This is a genomic window from Trichocoleus desertorum AS-A10 (assembly GCF_039962155.1).
GTDB lineage: Bacteria > Cyanobacteriota > Cyanobacteriia > FACHB-46 > FACHB-46 > Trichocoleus.
The window spans coordinates 1-15,600 of the sequence record NZ_JAMPKN010000062.1; the positions used below are offsets into that span (position 1 = coordinate 1).

General features: G+C 47.2%; 13 protein-coding genes and 1 pseudogene. 5 read left to right on the forward strand and 9 right to left on the reverse strand.

Annotation, left to right across the window (positions count from 1 at the left end):
• Positions 1 to 258 precede the first annotated feature (258 nt).
• Positions 259 to 1,461 (reverse strand): lanthionine synthetase C family protein, encoded by a 1,203-nt coding sequence (locus tag NDA01_RS28620; protein ID WP_348230690.1) that lies wholly within the window; start codon positions 1,459 to 1,461, stop codon positions 259 to 261.
• A 229-nt stretch (positions 1,462 to 1,690) separates the two neighbouring features.
• The gene (locus NDA01_RS28625) at positions 1,691 to 2,140 is read right to left on the reverse strand and encodes an acetyltransferase (protein WP_348230691.1); all 450 of its coding nucleotides are present in this window, start codon (positions 2,138 to 2,140) and stop codon (positions 1,691 to 1,693) included.
• A gap of 65 nt (positions 2,141 to 2,205) precedes the next feature.
• On the opposite strand from NDA01_RS28625, the gene NDA01_RS28630 reads away from it, so the two are divergent.
• Positions 2,206 to 2,475 (forward strand): leucine-rich repeat domain-containing protein, encoded by a 270-nt coding sequence (locus tag NDA01_RS28630; RefSeq protein ID WP_348230692.1) that lies wholly within the window; start codon positions 2,206 to 2,208, stop codon positions 2,473 to 2,475.
• A gap of 113 nt (positions 2,476 to 2,588) precedes the next feature.
• On the opposite strand, the gene NDA01_RS28635 is transcribed toward NDA01_RS28630, so the two are convergent.
• Together NDA01_RS28635 and NDA01_RS28640 are read right to left on the reverse strand one after the other, a co-directional pair.
• Positions 2,589 to 2,840, reverse strand: a complete 252-nt coding sequence (locus tag NDA01_RS28635; protein ID WP_348230693.1) for a hypothetical protein — start codon at positions 2,838 to 2,840, stop codon at positions 2,589 to 2,591.
• Positions 2,841 to 3,034: 194 nt separating this feature from the next.
• Positions 3,035 to 3,517 (reverse strand): hypothetical protein, encoded by a 483-nt coding sequence (locus tag NDA01_RS28640; RefSeq protein ID WP_348230694.1) that lies wholly within the window; start codon positions 3,515 to 3,517, stop codon positions 3,035 to 3,037.
• 296 nt (positions 3,518 to 3,813) lie between these two features.
• Here NDA01_RS28640 and NDA01_RS28645 point away from each other — a divergent pair, with 296 nt between their 5' ends.
• A complete protein-coding gene (locus tag NDA01_RS28645) occupies positions 3,814 to 4,827 on the forward strand; it encodes a pentapeptide repeat-containing protein (protein ID WP_348230695.1) in 1,014 nt (337 codons plus the stop codon).
• 317 nt (positions 4,828 to 5,144) lie between these two features.
• On the opposite strand, the pseudogene NDA01_RS28650 reads toward NDA01_RS28645, so the two are convergent.
• The 3 genes and pseudogenes from NDA01_RS28650 to NDA01_RS28660 all read right to left on the reverse strand — a co-directional run.
• Positions 5,145 to 5,504: pseudogene (locus tag NDA01_RS28650) on the reverse strand (ISKra4 family transposase); the annotation flags it as partial.
• Complete coding sequence (locus NDA01_RS28655) at positions 5,395 to 6,198, reverse strand: TolB family protein (RefSeq protein WP_348230696.1); 804 nt, start codon at positions 6,196 to 6,198, stop codon at positions 5,395 to 5,397. The gene NDA01_RS28655 and the pseudogene NDA01_RS28650, both read right to left, overlap by 110 nt.
• A 712-nt stretch (positions 6,199 to 6,910) precedes the next feature.
• Positions 6,911 to 7,288 (reverse strand): antibiotic biosynthesis monooxygenase, encoded by a 378-nt coding sequence (locus tag NDA01_RS28660; RefSeq protein ID WP_431193559.1) that lies wholly within the window; start codon positions 7,286 to 7,288, stop codon positions 6,911 to 6,913.
• A gap of 123 nt (positions 7,289 to 7,411) precedes the next feature.
• On the opposite strand from NDA01_RS28660, the gene NDA01_RS28665 reads away from it, so the two are divergent.
• Entirely contained in the window at positions 7,412 to 7,924 is a 513-nt protein-coding gene (locus tag NDA01_RS28665) for a hypothetical protein (RefSeq protein WP_348230697.1), read from the forward strand.
• Between the two features lie 193 nt (positions 7,925 to 8,117).
• On the opposite strand, the gene NDA01_RS28670 is transcribed toward NDA01_RS28665, so the two are convergent.
• Complete coding sequence (locus tag NDA01_RS28670; protein WP_348230698.1) at positions 8,118 to 8,357, reverse strand: hypothetical protein; 240 nt, start codon at positions 8,355 to 8,357, stop codon at positions 8,118 to 8,120.
• 529 nt (positions 8,358 to 8,886) lie between these two features.
• Here NDA01_RS28670 and NDA01_RS28675 point away from each other — a divergent pair.
• Complete coding sequence (locus NDA01_RS28675) at positions 8,887 to 14,316, forward strand: trifunctional serine/threonine-protein kinase/ATP-binding protein/sensor histidine kinase (protein ID WP_348230699.1); 5,430 nt, start codon at positions 8,887 to 8,889, stop codon at positions 14,314 to 14,316.
• A 188-nt stretch (positions 14,317 to 14,504) separates the two neighbouring features.
• Here NDA01_RS28675 and NDA01_RS28680 read toward each other — a convergent pair whose 3' ends face one another.
• Positions 14,505 to 14,750: a hypothetical protein gene (locus tag NDA01_RS28680; protein ID WP_348230700.1), complete on the reverse strand. Its 246-nt coding sequence runs from the start codon at positions 14,748 to 14,750 to the stop codon at positions 14,505 to 14,507.
• Between the two features lie 5 nt (positions 14,751 to 14,755).
• Between NDA01_RS28680 and NDA01_RS28685 the strand changes: the two genes are divergently transcribed.
• Positions 14,756 to 15,139 carry a hypothetical protein gene (locus NDA01_RS28685; RefSeq protein WP_348230701.1) on the forward strand — a complete coding sequence of 128 codons (384 nt, stop codon included), beginning with the start codon at positions 14,756 to 14,758 and terminating at the stop codon, positions 15,137 to 15,139.
• Positions 15,140 to 15,600: the final 461 nt, after the last annotated feature.

The following is a 15,600-nucleotide window of genomic DNA, read 5'->3' on the forward strand; positions in this document are numbered from 1 at the left end:
CTCGTCCTCACTCTCCTCAATCTTGATTTTGCAAACCCCAACCATCCTGTTTCATCCTCCTGCTCCAATCCCCTCTTCTCTATCTGTAGCAGATAAAAATTAAATTGGTATTAAACCCACTCTGTCCCCCACCAAGGCGCGGGTCGAACAAACGTGCAAGGTTGTAGAATGCAACTGCTTTAACGGCAGCCGCTTCTACCTCGCAGATGTGGCTCGAATCGTCAGAGCGGTTTCACAATACCAAGAACGAGAAACGCACTAGAACCAATCAATTGTGGGGAACTTTGCTTGTGCTTGCAGGCAGTCCCACAGATAAACGGCAAGACCGAGGTCTCCGGTCCACAGCGGATAGCGCAACTGCCGATAGAGTTGGTGTGATAGTTGGTACTGGGCGATCGCGTGCATGGCAAAAGTTCTGGCGCGCTCCAGCCACATCTGATCGCCTGTGCGGACAAATAGCTTAAGAAACGCATAGCCATTGCCCCCGGTGCCGTGACATAGATTGGACCCCTTCTTCAACGGACCTGCTTGCCATGTCAGTTCTCCCCCTTGCGCCAAAATGCGATCGAATGACTCATTGACCCCTTGGGGAAGGAGGGCTAAAGCCGTGACCATTCCAGGTGCCCCATGACAGTACTGCACTAGGTTGGGAGTTTGACTCGAATCGTCAGCATCATAAATGGCGGGCCAGTTGGCTTGATCTTCCTCCGTCACTGCGGTCTGAACCACCGTTGCCATCGCTTTCGTGGCAATGTCTTGAAATACCTCCTCGCTCAACAAGGACTGTCCAACTATCAATGGGGTTAAGTTGCTGGCAAAGCCATGGACCGATCCGAGCCATTGCTGGTGAGTGCCGTACAAATCAACTGTCCATAAATGCCCTGCTTCCCCTACGGGTTGCCACTCGCGTAACAGTAAATCTGCCTGCAATTGAAAAACCTCTTGCCATCTTGATTCCTGCGTCCACTGATACATAAAGTAAGCAGTGAGCATCGAGCCTGCGATGCCCCACATTAGTTCCCGAATCGGCTGAGTATCGTTCTTGTGAATCGCGTGCAAAATTTGGGTAGCTGTCTCTTCTGAGGGAGATAACTGGTATTGCAGCAGTAGCAGTGGCAGTTCTCCAAATAGATAAGACGACTGCTCTGGATAGGGACTCACCTTAGGATAGCGCTGGCGATTTTGGGCTAGCGTGGCATCGAGATGAGTCGCAACATCAAAGGTTGATTCAATTGCGCCAACGCTTTGCAGATAATTGATTGCCCATAGGACTCCTGCTTTACCAAAATACAGATCGCTACCTAAGGCTTGATCGTCCATTGGGTGCCCGGACAACAACGGTGCTGTTTGCAGTTGAGCAATGGTTTCCTGGGCGATCGCGCGGATGGCTTGCTGAGCCGTGTCGCGATTCCAGTCTAGCTGCAAGAGCGGATAATGTCTGGCTGGATCAAACAGCGTCATTGTTTACCTTGGTAAGTGCGTGATTGATCACCGTTCCTCCGAGGAGATGATCGCGAGGAAAAATGATGACTCCGCACGTTCTCTTGGGCACAAATGAGAGGAGCACCCCCTGAATTTCCACCTGAGTTCGGAGCGCGATCGCGGGCTATATGCAAGTGAGGTGTTTAGCATAACCTATCAATACAGGAGTTAATTGTGTGGCTTCCTACCAGTGGCGAAGCGCTAACCCTCAAGTCTTTAATCGCAGATGCAACAGAGGAAACGGCTTGCTCATACTATCGAACTGCGATCGCCCTTCGACTTCAAACCCCATCTGCAGATAGAATCCTACTGCTTGCTCATTCTGTTCGTTCACATCCACTTTTGTTGCACCTAGGATCTCGATAGCATGTTGAACCAGTTGCCGTCCGATTCCCTGTCCCCGCCAGGATGGATCAACGAACAACATTTCAATTTTGTTCTCCACCACACCCATGAAGCCAATCACTTCACCTTGATGATCTCGCACGCAGTCCAACTGGGCTATCTGAGAAAGTCCGTTGAGCACCAAGGGTTTGAAGAACTGAATGTCTGCCTCTGAAAGAAAATTGTGGGTGGCTCGCACAGAGGCTTCCCACACTTCAACAACGCGTGAAAAGTCTGTGGTTGAGATGGGGGAAATGCCATCTTGTCGTTGCATCGTTCTTCAGGACTTGCCTCTTTGTTAGATTTCGACTTGTAGTTTACAAGGTCGCGAGCGCGGATTTGCATCCCCTCAGTAGCTGGACTCAATGGCTGCGGCTGGATTTGGGCCAGAATTCGATTAGTGACCTCAAGCCTTTAACGACGCTGAAAAATTTGCAGCAATTGTTTTTGGTAGAACACCAGATTCAGGATCTAAGCCCGTTGGTATCCCCGAAGCAACTCATAATACTTATGAGCGGCAGCTCGGTTACCGAACTGAGCCCCTTGCGATCGCTTGAGCGTCGCTTAGGCTCAGTTCCTCTAGGCGGAGGGGCAGGGGGTAAGTGGTGAGTGAATAACCGGCAAATGCTTCAAGCATTACAGGTCACATCGCGCTCAGCGACGGCATCAACGCTAGTCAAGTGGGGTGAGCTCTATGCCGCAATCGTGATATCTATCCAAACTCAGTAGAAAGCCAAGGGCGATCGCGCCTCTAACTTTTCCCTCATTGGCGAGTGCAACCAACTCACAGAGCTGAGGCTCACCCCTCCCAGTCGCCCAGAATTCGGACTTATTGGGATAGATAGGCGGAACACGCGCGATCGCGCCTCACTTTTCCCAGAATTAGGGAATACAACCAAGGTAGTGAGATGCTGAGCGATCGGACCCGTTGTCCAGAATTTGAGCATCTTGGGGTAGACATGGATTTGAAGCACGATCGCTTTATGTCCCAAAGTGGGACAACTTACCCGCAAAGATGAGCAGTTGCAGTGGGGCTTCTGAGGTACGGCCTTTCGGTAGTGCGATCGAGGTAGAGGCTGGCTTAATCACGGAAGCTGGCTAACAACCGAAGCTGTGGAGGCTCGGGTGCAGCGACTGGTTATGTTGCTTGTTGGCTTATGATGGCCGCTTAAGGTGCCGTGTCAATGCGGTTGTAGGTTCCTTGCCAAGAGCGAATGTAAACAGTGGTATAGGCTTTGACCCAAGACAAATTTGGCTCTTCTCCTGCCTTAAACGACGTGGAGCCGCACCATTGTCCTCGGTTCATTACCACCACAATGCAGATTTCCTCTTTAACCAGGGCAAGAATAAACTCAATCGCCTCACGAAAGCCTTGTTCTTGGGGTACGTCCGAATACCTATCGAAGTGGCAGTGATAGTAGTCGTAGCTGAGTGTAACTTCTCCGTCCGTGTCAATGAACAGAAAATCATCGTCGTGTTCGATGAGCTCTGACGGGAGCAGCCCGCTAATTGGTGCTGGCACTTTGACCTGTAAATAACCTTCTGTTTCCTGTTCATTCTCCACTTCGACAGTGCTGAATGGCTCCCATTGAGGAAATGTTTGAAACAAGACGTTGGCAAAGCGTTGTGAGTAGTCATTCAATGGCTTCATCGCATCCTAATTAACAATGACCTTTTCCTGTCACTCGTGCTAGTAGCTTGAGTTTAGCGAAAAGCAATTGGCTCTGCCTCGCGTTTCGGAGCACTCAACTCAACCTTAAGTTCTGGACATCTTCTCTGAGCCTCCGTATTACCCACCCTGCAACACAATCCGCGAATCCGAAGATTTCGTAATATCAAAGGCTCTCGCGATCGCCCCTCTAACTTCTCTAGCGCAATTGCCACGAGTCCTTGATATTCGTAAACTAGGGCATCCTGAACCAAGGAACCAGCCTGGTAAGCAGATTTATGGGTACAGACCGTTTAGGGAGCCTCCTCACCACAACAGGGATGATTTTTCTACTGGCACTCGTGGCAGTAGGACTTGGGGCTCTCAACCTACCCTTTCCTGAAGACCAGCTCGATCAACGTGTGGCTGCCGTGACTGAGTTGCTCAAAGTCACGGCAATCGTTTTTGGTGGGATTGCAGTTCTAATCAATGCTTACTATGCCGCCAAGCGGGCTGAAGCGATGGATAAAACTGCGATCGCGGCTGAGAAAAACATTGAGATTGGTCTTAAGACTGCGGAGTTGACTGAAGCCCGTTTGATTACAGAGCGTTTCGGCAAAGCCATTGAACAGCTTGGAGATAAGAGCCTGCCAATTCGCTTAGGTGGGATTTATGCCCTGGAACGAGTGGCTCAAGACTCTGATAGAGATTATTGGCCTGTGATGGAAGTCCTCACTGCTTTCATTCGCGAAGACACTCGAACTCGCACCGTCCAGTTCAATGGAGGGAAACCAGAGCATTTTCTGGTTCAAACAGATGTTCAAGCCGCCTTGACGGTTCTCAATCGGCGGGCTCGATCCTATAAAAATGGTGAAGCACACCGCTTGGACTTAAGTGGGGGAGATCTGCGGGGAGCCAACCTGAGAGAGGCTAATCTTGCCGGAGCCAACCTCAGTAGAGCTGACCTTTCCGGAGCTAGGTTAGTCGGCGCTGATCTTCAAGAAGCCAACCTGGAAGGAGCAGTCCTAAACAAAGCCAATCTCCAAGAGGTGAATCTGCATCAAACAAACCTTTACAAGGCTAGACTCATGGAAGCTGACCTTAAAAATGCCAAGCTTTGGCAAACTAACCTTAAAGAGGCAACCCTTGAAAAGGCCAACCTGGAAGGAGCTATCTTTGAAGGCATCGAAGCTGAAGGTACGAACTTTAAGGATTCTAACTTTGCCGAGGCAAGTGGGTTGAGCCCTAAACACATCAGACCAGCCATTACAGCGGAAGACGAACTTTGTAGAGGCAAGTGGATTGAGCCCTAAACACATCAGATCAGCAATTACAGAGGAAGACGCTTAATGAGGGCCAAGGCCATAGATGACACAGCCTCAGCGCGATCGCTCCTCCAACTTTTCCCCAATAGGGAACGCAACCAAGTCTGGACAACTGCTTACAGTAGCTCAGGGTCGAAAGGGCGATTGCCACACCTCCCAAATTGGGACAACTAACCGACGAAGATGAGTGGAAGGCTTGGGGTTTCTTGACTGCTGCTGAGCGATCGCGCAATTGAGGCAAATGCTGGCTTAAGGACGAGCTGGGTAACGTTGCCGTTCAGCGGCTACCAATGATCGGGAGCATGTCAGTTTTGCAGACCAATTAAACCATTGAGATAAGCGCAACGATGAGCTAGCACTTGTGGAACATTCTCACGCTTCCACTGCGCACCTGATATTTGAACGCGACGGTCAATCTGCTTGATAGTAGATTCAACCGCTCCTGAACCAACCGAACACAGCCCTTCCGCTTGGAAGTAGTCGTAATTCACAATGCGGTGGCGATGTTTGCGGAGATACTCACAGAAGTTCTGTGCTTGTCTTTTCTGAACGTCTTCAAACGAGAGAATGGTTGCATCCACTTTCCCCATCCACAGTAGAGCTTCGGTTTGATGGAGACGCTTGAGCGAACCCCTGACCTTGTAGAGATTTTCTTTGAGATGATACCGATAAACTCCGATTGCCGAATGGATTCTGCGTTACCTGAGTCTGACCAGACCCATCCGCATTCATCACATGGATATTACAACGCTCCTGGCGAAGTGAAGCAAAAGCAATTTGCTTGCCATCCGGGGACCAACTCGGAGACTCATCTGGTACTAAGTTATCTGTCACTCGAGTTGGGTTAGAACCATCCGCATCCACGACATAAATCTCAGTATTGATTCTGCTATCGCTCGTCACGTGACGGCTAGAGACAAAAGCAATGCGTTTACCATCAGGCGACCAAGCTGGCGAAATGCTGCCTGCATCCTCGATTAGTTTGATTGGGTTAGATCCGTCAGTATCCATGACATAAATGGCACCCAGCGGGAAAAAGCCACCGCTAACAGTTACGTGGAAGGCAATCTTTTTACCGTCAGGCGACCAAGTGGGAGAAGAACTACTATACTCACTCGTTAATCTAACCTCTTCAGATCCATCCGCATTCATCACATAGATCGAGTCTTTAAATTCTCGGGGTAAAGAAGAAGAAAAAGCGATTCGCTGACCATCTGGCGACCAAGCAGGTTTGTAGTAGCTAGCCTCAGGATTACGGCTGATCTTGGTTTGTCCAGACCCATCAGCATTCATCACATAGAGCGCCTTTATACCATCCCGCTTAGAAACAAAAACAATCTCAGCATTTTTGTTAGTCATAGGAAGCGCCGAAGGAATCGTGTTAGTAGCCTTGAAGGACAAACTTGCAGTCCTAGCCTCTTTAGACACAGGGTTGGCACAGGCATGTAGGAGAATGCTCAATAAGCAAACTGTAGCAGCAAGACGATGCTGGACAGAATACATCAAGAACTCACTTTGCTTACTGATGTGTTTAATTTGCCCAAACCCTACCTGCACAGGCTCAAAGCCTAAAAAGCCCGATTCAAACTAAATCAAAAATCCGATCGCCCGCTCTACCAAGCATTCCAGTACTTAGTTCACTCCCAAAAACCATCTCACTCAGCAGCAACAACGGTACTTGAAGGAGTCTTCATAGGGTGCAGATGGGCACCTTAGAGGTAAGGCGAGCGCACTGCTGAGGGGACTTAATCAGTGGAGCGATCGCCCCTCTAACTTTTCCTTAATTGGGGAACGCAACCAAGCTAGCGGACTGCTGCTCATCGCTGCCAGTTGTCCAGAATGCGGACATCAGCTTGCACTGGCTCTGGGTTGGAAGGGCGATTGCTACAAGTCTCAAATTGGGACAACTGACCAACAAAGATGAGTAGGAGCCTTGGGGTTTCTTGGCTGTTGGTGAGCAATCGCGCAATTGTTAGGTATTTTTTGGGGTTTGCACGCTGGAGTCGGGTGAATCCCAGTCATTTTTGTGTAGCTACGTAATGGTAATTCATGAATGAAACAGCTTACGTCTCTACAAAACCCCCGACTCTAGTTGCTCTAAATATATGAAATCAGGAGACTTTACCCCAGCATCAGCTCTTATCTTCACGAGCTCAGGAGATTCAAAAAATCGCTTGGCATCCTCTATCGATGTCCAGGATGAGAAATGCACCACTTTGTTAGGATTACTTTCATACTTTAAGACCTGATACGCTCTCTCTCCAGCTTCCCTTCTTATATCGGAGGCATCATCGAAAATTTTCTTCCATGACTTATAGTCTTCAACTTCATGAATAATCAGTACATGTTTCATGCTTTTTCTAACTTCCAATATTTTGATTGACTGAACAAATGCTTCGGCCTGCGTTAGCTTTCCGACTCTCAAAGTTGGGCCTAGGTTTTGCGTCACAGTGCGACCGCCTCTTGCGCTTCACCAGAGCGATCGCCCTCTTAAGCACTCAGCTCTCTGTTGCCTTTGACTCAACTGGACTAATGGGAAGAGTAGCAATCAATCTTACGACCCACGAATTCAGTGAACAAAGTCACTTACGATCGCAGGACGGGACAATTTCACGGGGGCGATCGCCGATTTATTGCCCGTGCCGAAGTCTTGCGGCTGGTTAATGCGGAAGCAGCACGGTTAGAGACTCGACTGAGTGGTCATGCTCGACTGCTGACCCAGGACAAAATCGGTGTGACTGAGTTTCAGTTGAGGATAGCCGAAGATATCAAGCTCTCTCACTTGAGGATGGCTGCTTTTGGGACAGGTGGAGAGAAGCAGCTTGGCTCTCGGCACTTTAGCACTGCTGGGCAAGAGCTGAAGCGGCAATATAAGTATTTGCAAGGGTTCGGGGATGCGATCGCCCAAGGTGAGCTAAGTCAGAAGCAAATCCTTTCCCGTGCCAAGTCCTATGGGGTGAGTGCTAGAACTGCCTTCGTTAAGTCCGAGAAGCTGACCCGTGAGAGCTACGGTGCGAGGGAGGCAAAGCGAAGCCTAGACAGTCAAGCTCGACACTGTTCATCCTGCCTGATACCAATTCTCTAAATTCTCTTTACAGATATTCGTAGGGGCGAATGGCCGTTCGCCCCTACAGCCAATCATTTGTAGCCCGATTTTTAGAAATTGGTATGAGTCACTCAACCGGGGGCTTATGGGTTTCGATTGAGCAGGTTGTTGCGCCGGGGATTAATTGCGAGTGCAACAGCCGCTGCCGTTGCCGAATTGTGTTTAGGGATGCTTAGGAAGGGCGATCGATACTAAAAGATACTAATTCTTTCTCCAAGTCTGCTACTGCTCCTCTAATGGTGATCGCTAAATAGACAGGCCAAAACAAACCTGTCACCACCGCTTTCGGTAGCACGTAATCTGGCTTAGCTCGGTACACAAGCGTAGCGAATATAAGGCCAACAAAAATATAGAGGCTAGCAAGATGTTGATCATAAGGTGCGATCGCTTGCTTCTGAATCGGCGACTCCACAAAGCTAACTTAATTGAGCAGACGATTGCACTGTGACGCAAACCCTAGGCCCAGCTTTGAAAATCAGAAAATTTCTGATTTTGGGCTGAGTGCTGGGTTGGGTAGGGCGATCGCTCTTACTAATTTCTAGGCTGTCAAAGTTGTCGAATCAGTTCTTACAAAGCTTTAGACCTCATGAAACGTCGAACACCTAATATCGCGTTTTTTGACTATGCAGTGCCTGCTTGAGTAGGAAAAAATTGGGCGTTGCTGATTTGGCAATTGTATATAGCAAGCTCAAAAACGGATCTCTTCGTAGAAAAATCATTACTTTTTAGCAATGCTAAAGATTGAAGTGTTTTTAGGATGAGATGCATGCATCTCATCCTAAAACGCACCTTTTCAAAGGGTTACGCAAATAACTCTATAGAGCTTGAGTGTGAGTTGGAATTCGTAACGCGGCGTAAAAATACGCTTATTTTTATGTCAGACATTACACTTGTATGCCTACATGGGCTTACTAAAACTGTCTATGGTTAGGAAACTAAGAATGACGGCTACCTTATCCAACTATCAGCTCCTTGAAACTCTCCACTCTGGTAGTAAAACTGTCATCTACCGGGGGTTTCGAGAAACTGATAACACTTCCGTTATTGTCAAAACTCTCCTTTCTGATTATCCAACGCTGGAGGAAATTGCTCGTTTACGCCACGAGTATCAAATCATTCAGTCTTTAAAAATCTCCGGTATCGTTAAGCCTTATGAGTTAAAGCATTATCAGCACAGTCTTGCCTTAGTTCTGGAGTATTTTCCAGGTTATTCTCTTAAAGAATTTATCTACACAAAATCAACAAACTTAATCACTTTTTTGCAGATTGCGATTAATCTGGCTCATACCTTAGGGGAGCTCCATGCCCAGCATATTATTCACAAAGATATTAAGCCGCACAATATCCTGATTAATCCCGATTCGGGCGACATTAAGCTGATTGACTTTAGTATTTCTTCTCATCTGGATCAAGAAACCCCAACGCTTAGTGACCCTAATTTGCTTGAAGGGACCTTGGCCTATATGTCTCCAGAGCAAACGGGTCGGATGAACCGGGTCATTGATTATCGAACTGACTTCTATTCTCTGGGTGCAACTTTCTATGAGATGCTGACTGGAACTCTACCCTTTCATGTGACTGATGCCATGGAAGCGGTGCACTGCCATATTGCTAGGACACCTGCTATACCTTGCAAAGAAACAGTTTGTCGAATTCTTGAAGATGTGCCAGAGGCAATTAGTACCATCATTTTGAAGCTGTTAGCGAAGACTGCAGAGGAGCGGTATCAGAGTGCATGGGGTTTGAAAGCAGATTTGGAAGAATGCTTGTTTCAGTGGCAAACAACAGGCAAAATTGACAATTTTGTACCTGGTAGGCAGGACCAATCAGGACAACTTCTAATTCCTCAAACGCTCTATGGGCGCATCGCAGAAGTGAATGCGTTGATGGCTGCTTTTGAACGAGTAGCGGGCGGTTGTAGCGAACTGATTTTGGTTTCTGGTTACTCAGGAATCGGCAAGACCAGCGTCGTCTATGAAGTGCATAAACCCATCGTGGGAGCCAAAGGCTATTTCATTGCAGGCAAATTTGATCAATTCAAGCGCAATATTCCTTATGCTTCTTTGATTCAAGCCTTTCAATCGCTGATTCAACAACTCCTAACTGAGAGCACAACTCAGATCCAGGCGTGGAAAGAGTCCCTGTTAGGAGCTTTAGGAGAAAATGGACAAATCATTATTGATGTGATTCCAGAGGTGGAGTTGATTATCGGGGCTCAGCTCCCTGCGCCACAATTAGGTGCTAACGAATCGCTCAATCGCTTCAATCGTGTCTTTAAACAATTCATTGGAGTTTTCACGACCGTAGAGCATCCACTGGTTGTCTTTCTAGATGACTTGCAATGGGCAGATGCAGCCTCACTCAATTTGATTGAATCGCTGATGAGCGATCGCGATCGCGAATATTTACTACTGATTGGAGCCTATCGGGATAACGAAGTTTCTCCTACTCATCCACTGCTGCTGAGTTTGCACAAAATTGAAACAGCGGGTGTAACAGTGAATAACATTGTTTTGGCTCCACTGGATCTCAGCGATGTAACAGCGTTAGTAGTTGATACTTTGAATGACTCCGAACAGAGTCAACCGCTAGCAGAATTACTCTTCCATAAAACTGGAGGCAACCCATTTTTCCTCACGCAGCTATTGAAAACTCTTCATCAGGAAGACTTGTTAAGCTACAACTTCCAATCCAGTAGGTGGCAGTGGAGTGTTGATCAGATTCAAAGTATTGGCATTACTGACTTTAATGTAGTCGAACTAACGGCTCGAAACATTGGCAAACTGCCTTTAGAAACCCAAGCCGTGCTCAAACTAGCGGCTTGTATTGGCAATACGTTTAACTTGGATGTGTTGGCGACCGTCAACGAAGCATCGGCTTTAACTACGGCAGCGCAACTATGGATAGCCTTGCAAGTAGGTTTGATTCTGCCCCTCAGCCAAGATTATAAAGTTCCTCTCGTATTTAAGCAGGATGAATCTAGCCAAGTTGACCTCAGAGATATCAAAGTTGAATACAAGTTTCTGCATGACCGCGTTCAGCAAGCGGCCTATTCTTTAATCCCCTCAGAGCAAAAGCAAGAGACGCACCTGAAAATTGGCCAACTCCTACTACAAAACATTAACCCTGATGCTCGTAGAGAAAACATTTTTGCCTTAGTCAACCAGCTCAATTACGGCGCTGACCTACTCACCACTAGGACACAAAAATATGAACTTGCAGAACTCAATCTCATCGCAGGTCAGAGAGCTAAAGCAGCCACAGCGCATGATTCCGCCGTCCAATATTTGCAAGTAGGCTTGAGCCTGTTAACAAAAGAAAGCTGGAAGTCGGAATATGGACTGACATTAGCGCTGCATGAGGAAGCTGCAGAAGCAGCTTTTTTGAGCGGCGATTTCGAAGGAATGCAGAGATTCGTTGAGGTAGTACAAAACTCAGCCAAAACGCTGCTGGACAAAGTGAAAGTATGTGAAGTCCTGATTCAAGCTTACATAGGGCGAAATAGGATGCTAGAAGCAGTTGATGTAGGGTTACAAGCGTTAAAGCTATTAGGGGTGAAGTTTCCCGCTCAGCTGAACCCGCTAGATGTTGAGCAGGCCCTAGGGGAAACAACGACAATTTTGAGTGGAATGCGAATTGAGGATTTAGTTGACCTGCCTCAAATGAATGATTCCTATCAATTAGCAGCCATGAGACTAATGTCAAGTATCTTTGCTGCGGCATACGTGGCTGCGCCAGGACTAGTACCTTTGACGGTGTGCAAACAAGTTAATTTATCCGTCCAATATGGTAATGCTCCCGTTTCTCCCTTTGCTTATGCCAATTATGGTCTTTTGCTTTGTGGCCTTGTGGGAGATATCGATGTCGGCTATCAGTTCGGTCAATTAGCTTTAAGTCTATTATCCAAGTTAAATGCTCAAGAAATCAAAGCTAAGACTGTTGGCATAGTCAATATATTTATTCGACCTTGGAAAGAGCATCTGAAAGAAACTTTAGAATCTTTGAAGTTAGTTTACACCACAGGCATGGAAACAGGAGATTTAGAATGGGCTAGCTATGGTCTATTTTTATATTCTTATTTCGCTTACTTTAGCGGCAAAGAACTGACTGGGCTTGAAAGAGAGATGGCACTCAACAGAGATGCCATTGATAAAATCAAGCAAGAGACAGCCCTGCACTATATAGAAACTTATTGGCAAGCGGTCTTGAATTTGCTCGGAAAAAGTGAAGACCCGTGTCTTTTAACAGGTGAAGTCTGCGATGAGAAGCTCAGGTTAGCGTTGCATGAGCAAGCGAATGACAAAGTGGGAGCTGCCTACATATATTGGAACAAACTTTTACTGAGTTACTGGTTTGAAAATTTTTCAGAGGCCCTCGAAAATATTGCCGTAGCAGAGAAGTATTTGGGCGGAATGATAGGATTGCCCCTGGTTCCTCTTTTCTACTTTTATGATTCTTTAGTCAGGCTAGCAGTATATTCTGACCTTCCCCTGTCAGAGCAACAAGACACCCTCGACCGCGTCCAAGCTAATCAAGAAAAAATGCTCCAGTGGGCACATCATGCCCCGATGAATCATCTGCACAAATTCTATTTAGTTGAAGCAGAAAGGCATCGGATTCTAGGGGAAAAAGTAGAAGCGATCGAGAGCTATGATAAAGCGATCGCCCTGGCCCAAGAGAACGGATATCTCAACGAAGAAGCGCTAGCACATGAACTCGCTGCTAAGTTCTATCTAGCCTGGGGAAAGGAAGCGATCGCCAAAACTTACATGACCAATGCCTACTATGTTTATATGCACTGGGGAGCGGGGGCCAAAGTCAAACATTTAGAGGCCAAGTATTCCCAGCTAATTGCGCGATCGCCAAACTCAGACAAGCCAGAACTGTCTTACCTGGAACTCACTCAGGCCAGTTCCACCACTACGGGTGGGACCCAAATTTTGGACCTAATGACCGTGATGAAGGCATCCCAGGTGCTGGCAGAAGAAATGGTGCTGAGTTGCCTGCTCCAAAAAATGATGCAAATCGCGATCGAGAATGCGGGGGCTCAACAAGGTTATTTGATTGATAAGTATGAGCAGCAATGGAGCCTAGAAGCTACAGGGAGCATTCAAAACCAAGACATCAGCGTGGTCATTCACAGTGACAGTCATTCTGCTTCTCCCTTACTTCCAGTAGCTTTATTTAACTACGTCGAAAGAACCCGAAACCCCTTAGTTCTAGACAATGCACTCCGTGATCCCCGCTTCGCGGTTGATGCCTATATCATGACTCATCAACCCAAGTCGGTCATGTGCTTACCATTGCTGCACTCTGGCAAGCTCACTGGCATTCTTTACTTAGAAAACAACCTCATCTCAGGTGCTTTTACCCCAGAACGGGTTAAGGTGCTAACCCTACTGAATGCCCAGATGTCGATCGCGGTTGACAACGCCCGTCTCTACACCAATCTACAAACTTACTCCCAAACCCTTACGGCTAAAAACATCGCTTTGCAAGCTTCCGAAATTAGAGAGCGAGAAAAAGCCGAGCAACTCGAAAAATATGTGCACAAACTGCAACAAACTCAAGCTCAGCTTGTGCAGACCGAGAAGGTGTCAAGTTTAGGTCAACTAGTGGCTGGGGTGGCTCACGAAGTGAACAACCCTGTGAGCTTTATCAACGGCAACCTGCATCATGTGACTACGTATGTGCAAGACCTCATCCATCATCTAGAACTTCAACAACAACATCTGCCTAATCTTCCCCAGGAGATTGTAGATCATGCCGAAAAAATTGAGCTGGACTTTTTATTAGAAGATTTACCTAAGCTGCTCAACTCTATGAAGCTGGGAACTGGCCGCATCAAAGACATCATGCAGTCTTTACGCAATTTTTCCCGCACTGACACCCAGCAAAAGAAACCAGCCGATCTGCATCTAGGCATCGACAGCACTTTAATGATCCTTCAGCATCGCCTCAAAGCCACAGCTGAATTCAAGGTCATCAACGTAATCAAAGAATATGGTGACTTGCCGCTGGTTGATTGCTACGCAGGCTCCCTGAATCAGGTGTTTATGAATATCCTCGCCAATGCGATCGATGCGCTGGAGGAAGAGAGAAAGATCAGTGAAAAAGAAATTCGCATTCGCACTATGAGAACTGATAATTGGGTGACAATTTGGATTCGAGATGATGGTGCGGGAATGACTGAGGCGACGCAGCGGCAGCTGTTTGAGGCGTTCTTTACGACTAAACCAGAAGGGAAAGGCACTGGGCTAGGACTGTCTATTAGCCACCAAATTGTGACAGAGCAGCATAGTGGACAGCTAACCTGTACTTCTGGCCTTGGCCAAGGGACCGAGTTTACGATCGTGATTCCTTGGTGTTAGACGCTCCCATAGAAACCGTCACAGAAATCGCCCTCTTCACGAGGAGGAAGGAATAGAAGTCTGGACAACTGGTAGGAGCGATCGCCCCTTCACCCCAGACCTAGGCCAAGAAGCTGTCCAAACTTTAGATTATCAGCAGGAATGAGAAACAGTTCGTAGCGAGGCTGGTTTCCCCAATTGGGGAAAGGTTAAAGGGGCGATCGCTGGTGAAGTGCAAGAGGCGATCGCACTGGTGACGCAAAGCCTAACCGAGCTTTGATAGTCAGAAAATTTCCAATTTTGAGCTGAGTGGTGGATAGGAGAGGGCGATCGGGTTTGGTGGAGAGGGGTAAGAGGAACTGAGGGGCGATCGGATCTGGCACGAAATTAGCAAACCAAGCTTTAAAGGATTCTGACGGATAGACTAGTCTGACAACTGTTGTCTTTCGCTGCAAAAATTATGGATCACTCTTCTATGAGGGATGTTCCTAAAAGTATGAGACGGACAGGGATGCTCCTGTTTCGTGATGCATTTATGGAAGCTGTACAAGGCCAAAACTTGATGTGCGTGGTGCATGCAGCTCATGCAGCAGAAATTTTATTGAAGGCTCGAATAGCTCAAGAACATCCATTGCTGATTTTTTCAAAATTGCCAAAGCCAAGACTCAAGGACAATAGTGCCCTCACGTTAATGGACTTGTTAGAGGATGGATATACCATATCCTATGGAGAATTACCTGATCGATTATGGGCAACTACAGGGATTAAGATGGCTCTTGGGGAAGGTCAGTCAAGAAGCTTTAGAAGATATAGAAAGAAGATTGAGAGAAGAACAGGAATTTGAGCAATCTCTATCTGCTGGAGATCTAGAAGCTATGGCTGAACACTATACCAGTGAAGTGCATCAAGATCCTGATCGCGTTGCTTTCTGGGAAGCTGAGAAGCAAGCACAAGATGAATGGCAGGCTTTTCTGGCCTCGTTCTAGCTTTCTCTAAAATGATTGTTTGCAGGGTTAGCTATTAAGCCAGCATTTGCCTCAGTCGTGCGATCGCTCAGCAGCAGACAAAAAGCCCCAAGGCTTCCACTCATCCTCGTTAGTCAGTTGTCCCAATTGGGGACGTGTGGCGATCGCTCAATAGCTCATTGTTTCGGTTGCGTTCCCCAATTGGGCTGGTGGGGGAACAGAGGAGATTCTAAGGCAGATGGAATGGAGGCTTGAGGGACAATAGGTAAAGAAAAAAGGTCCCCGCTTGTTGAGAAGACCTTCTAGAATTAAAGATGCCTGAATTCTACCAAACTCATCT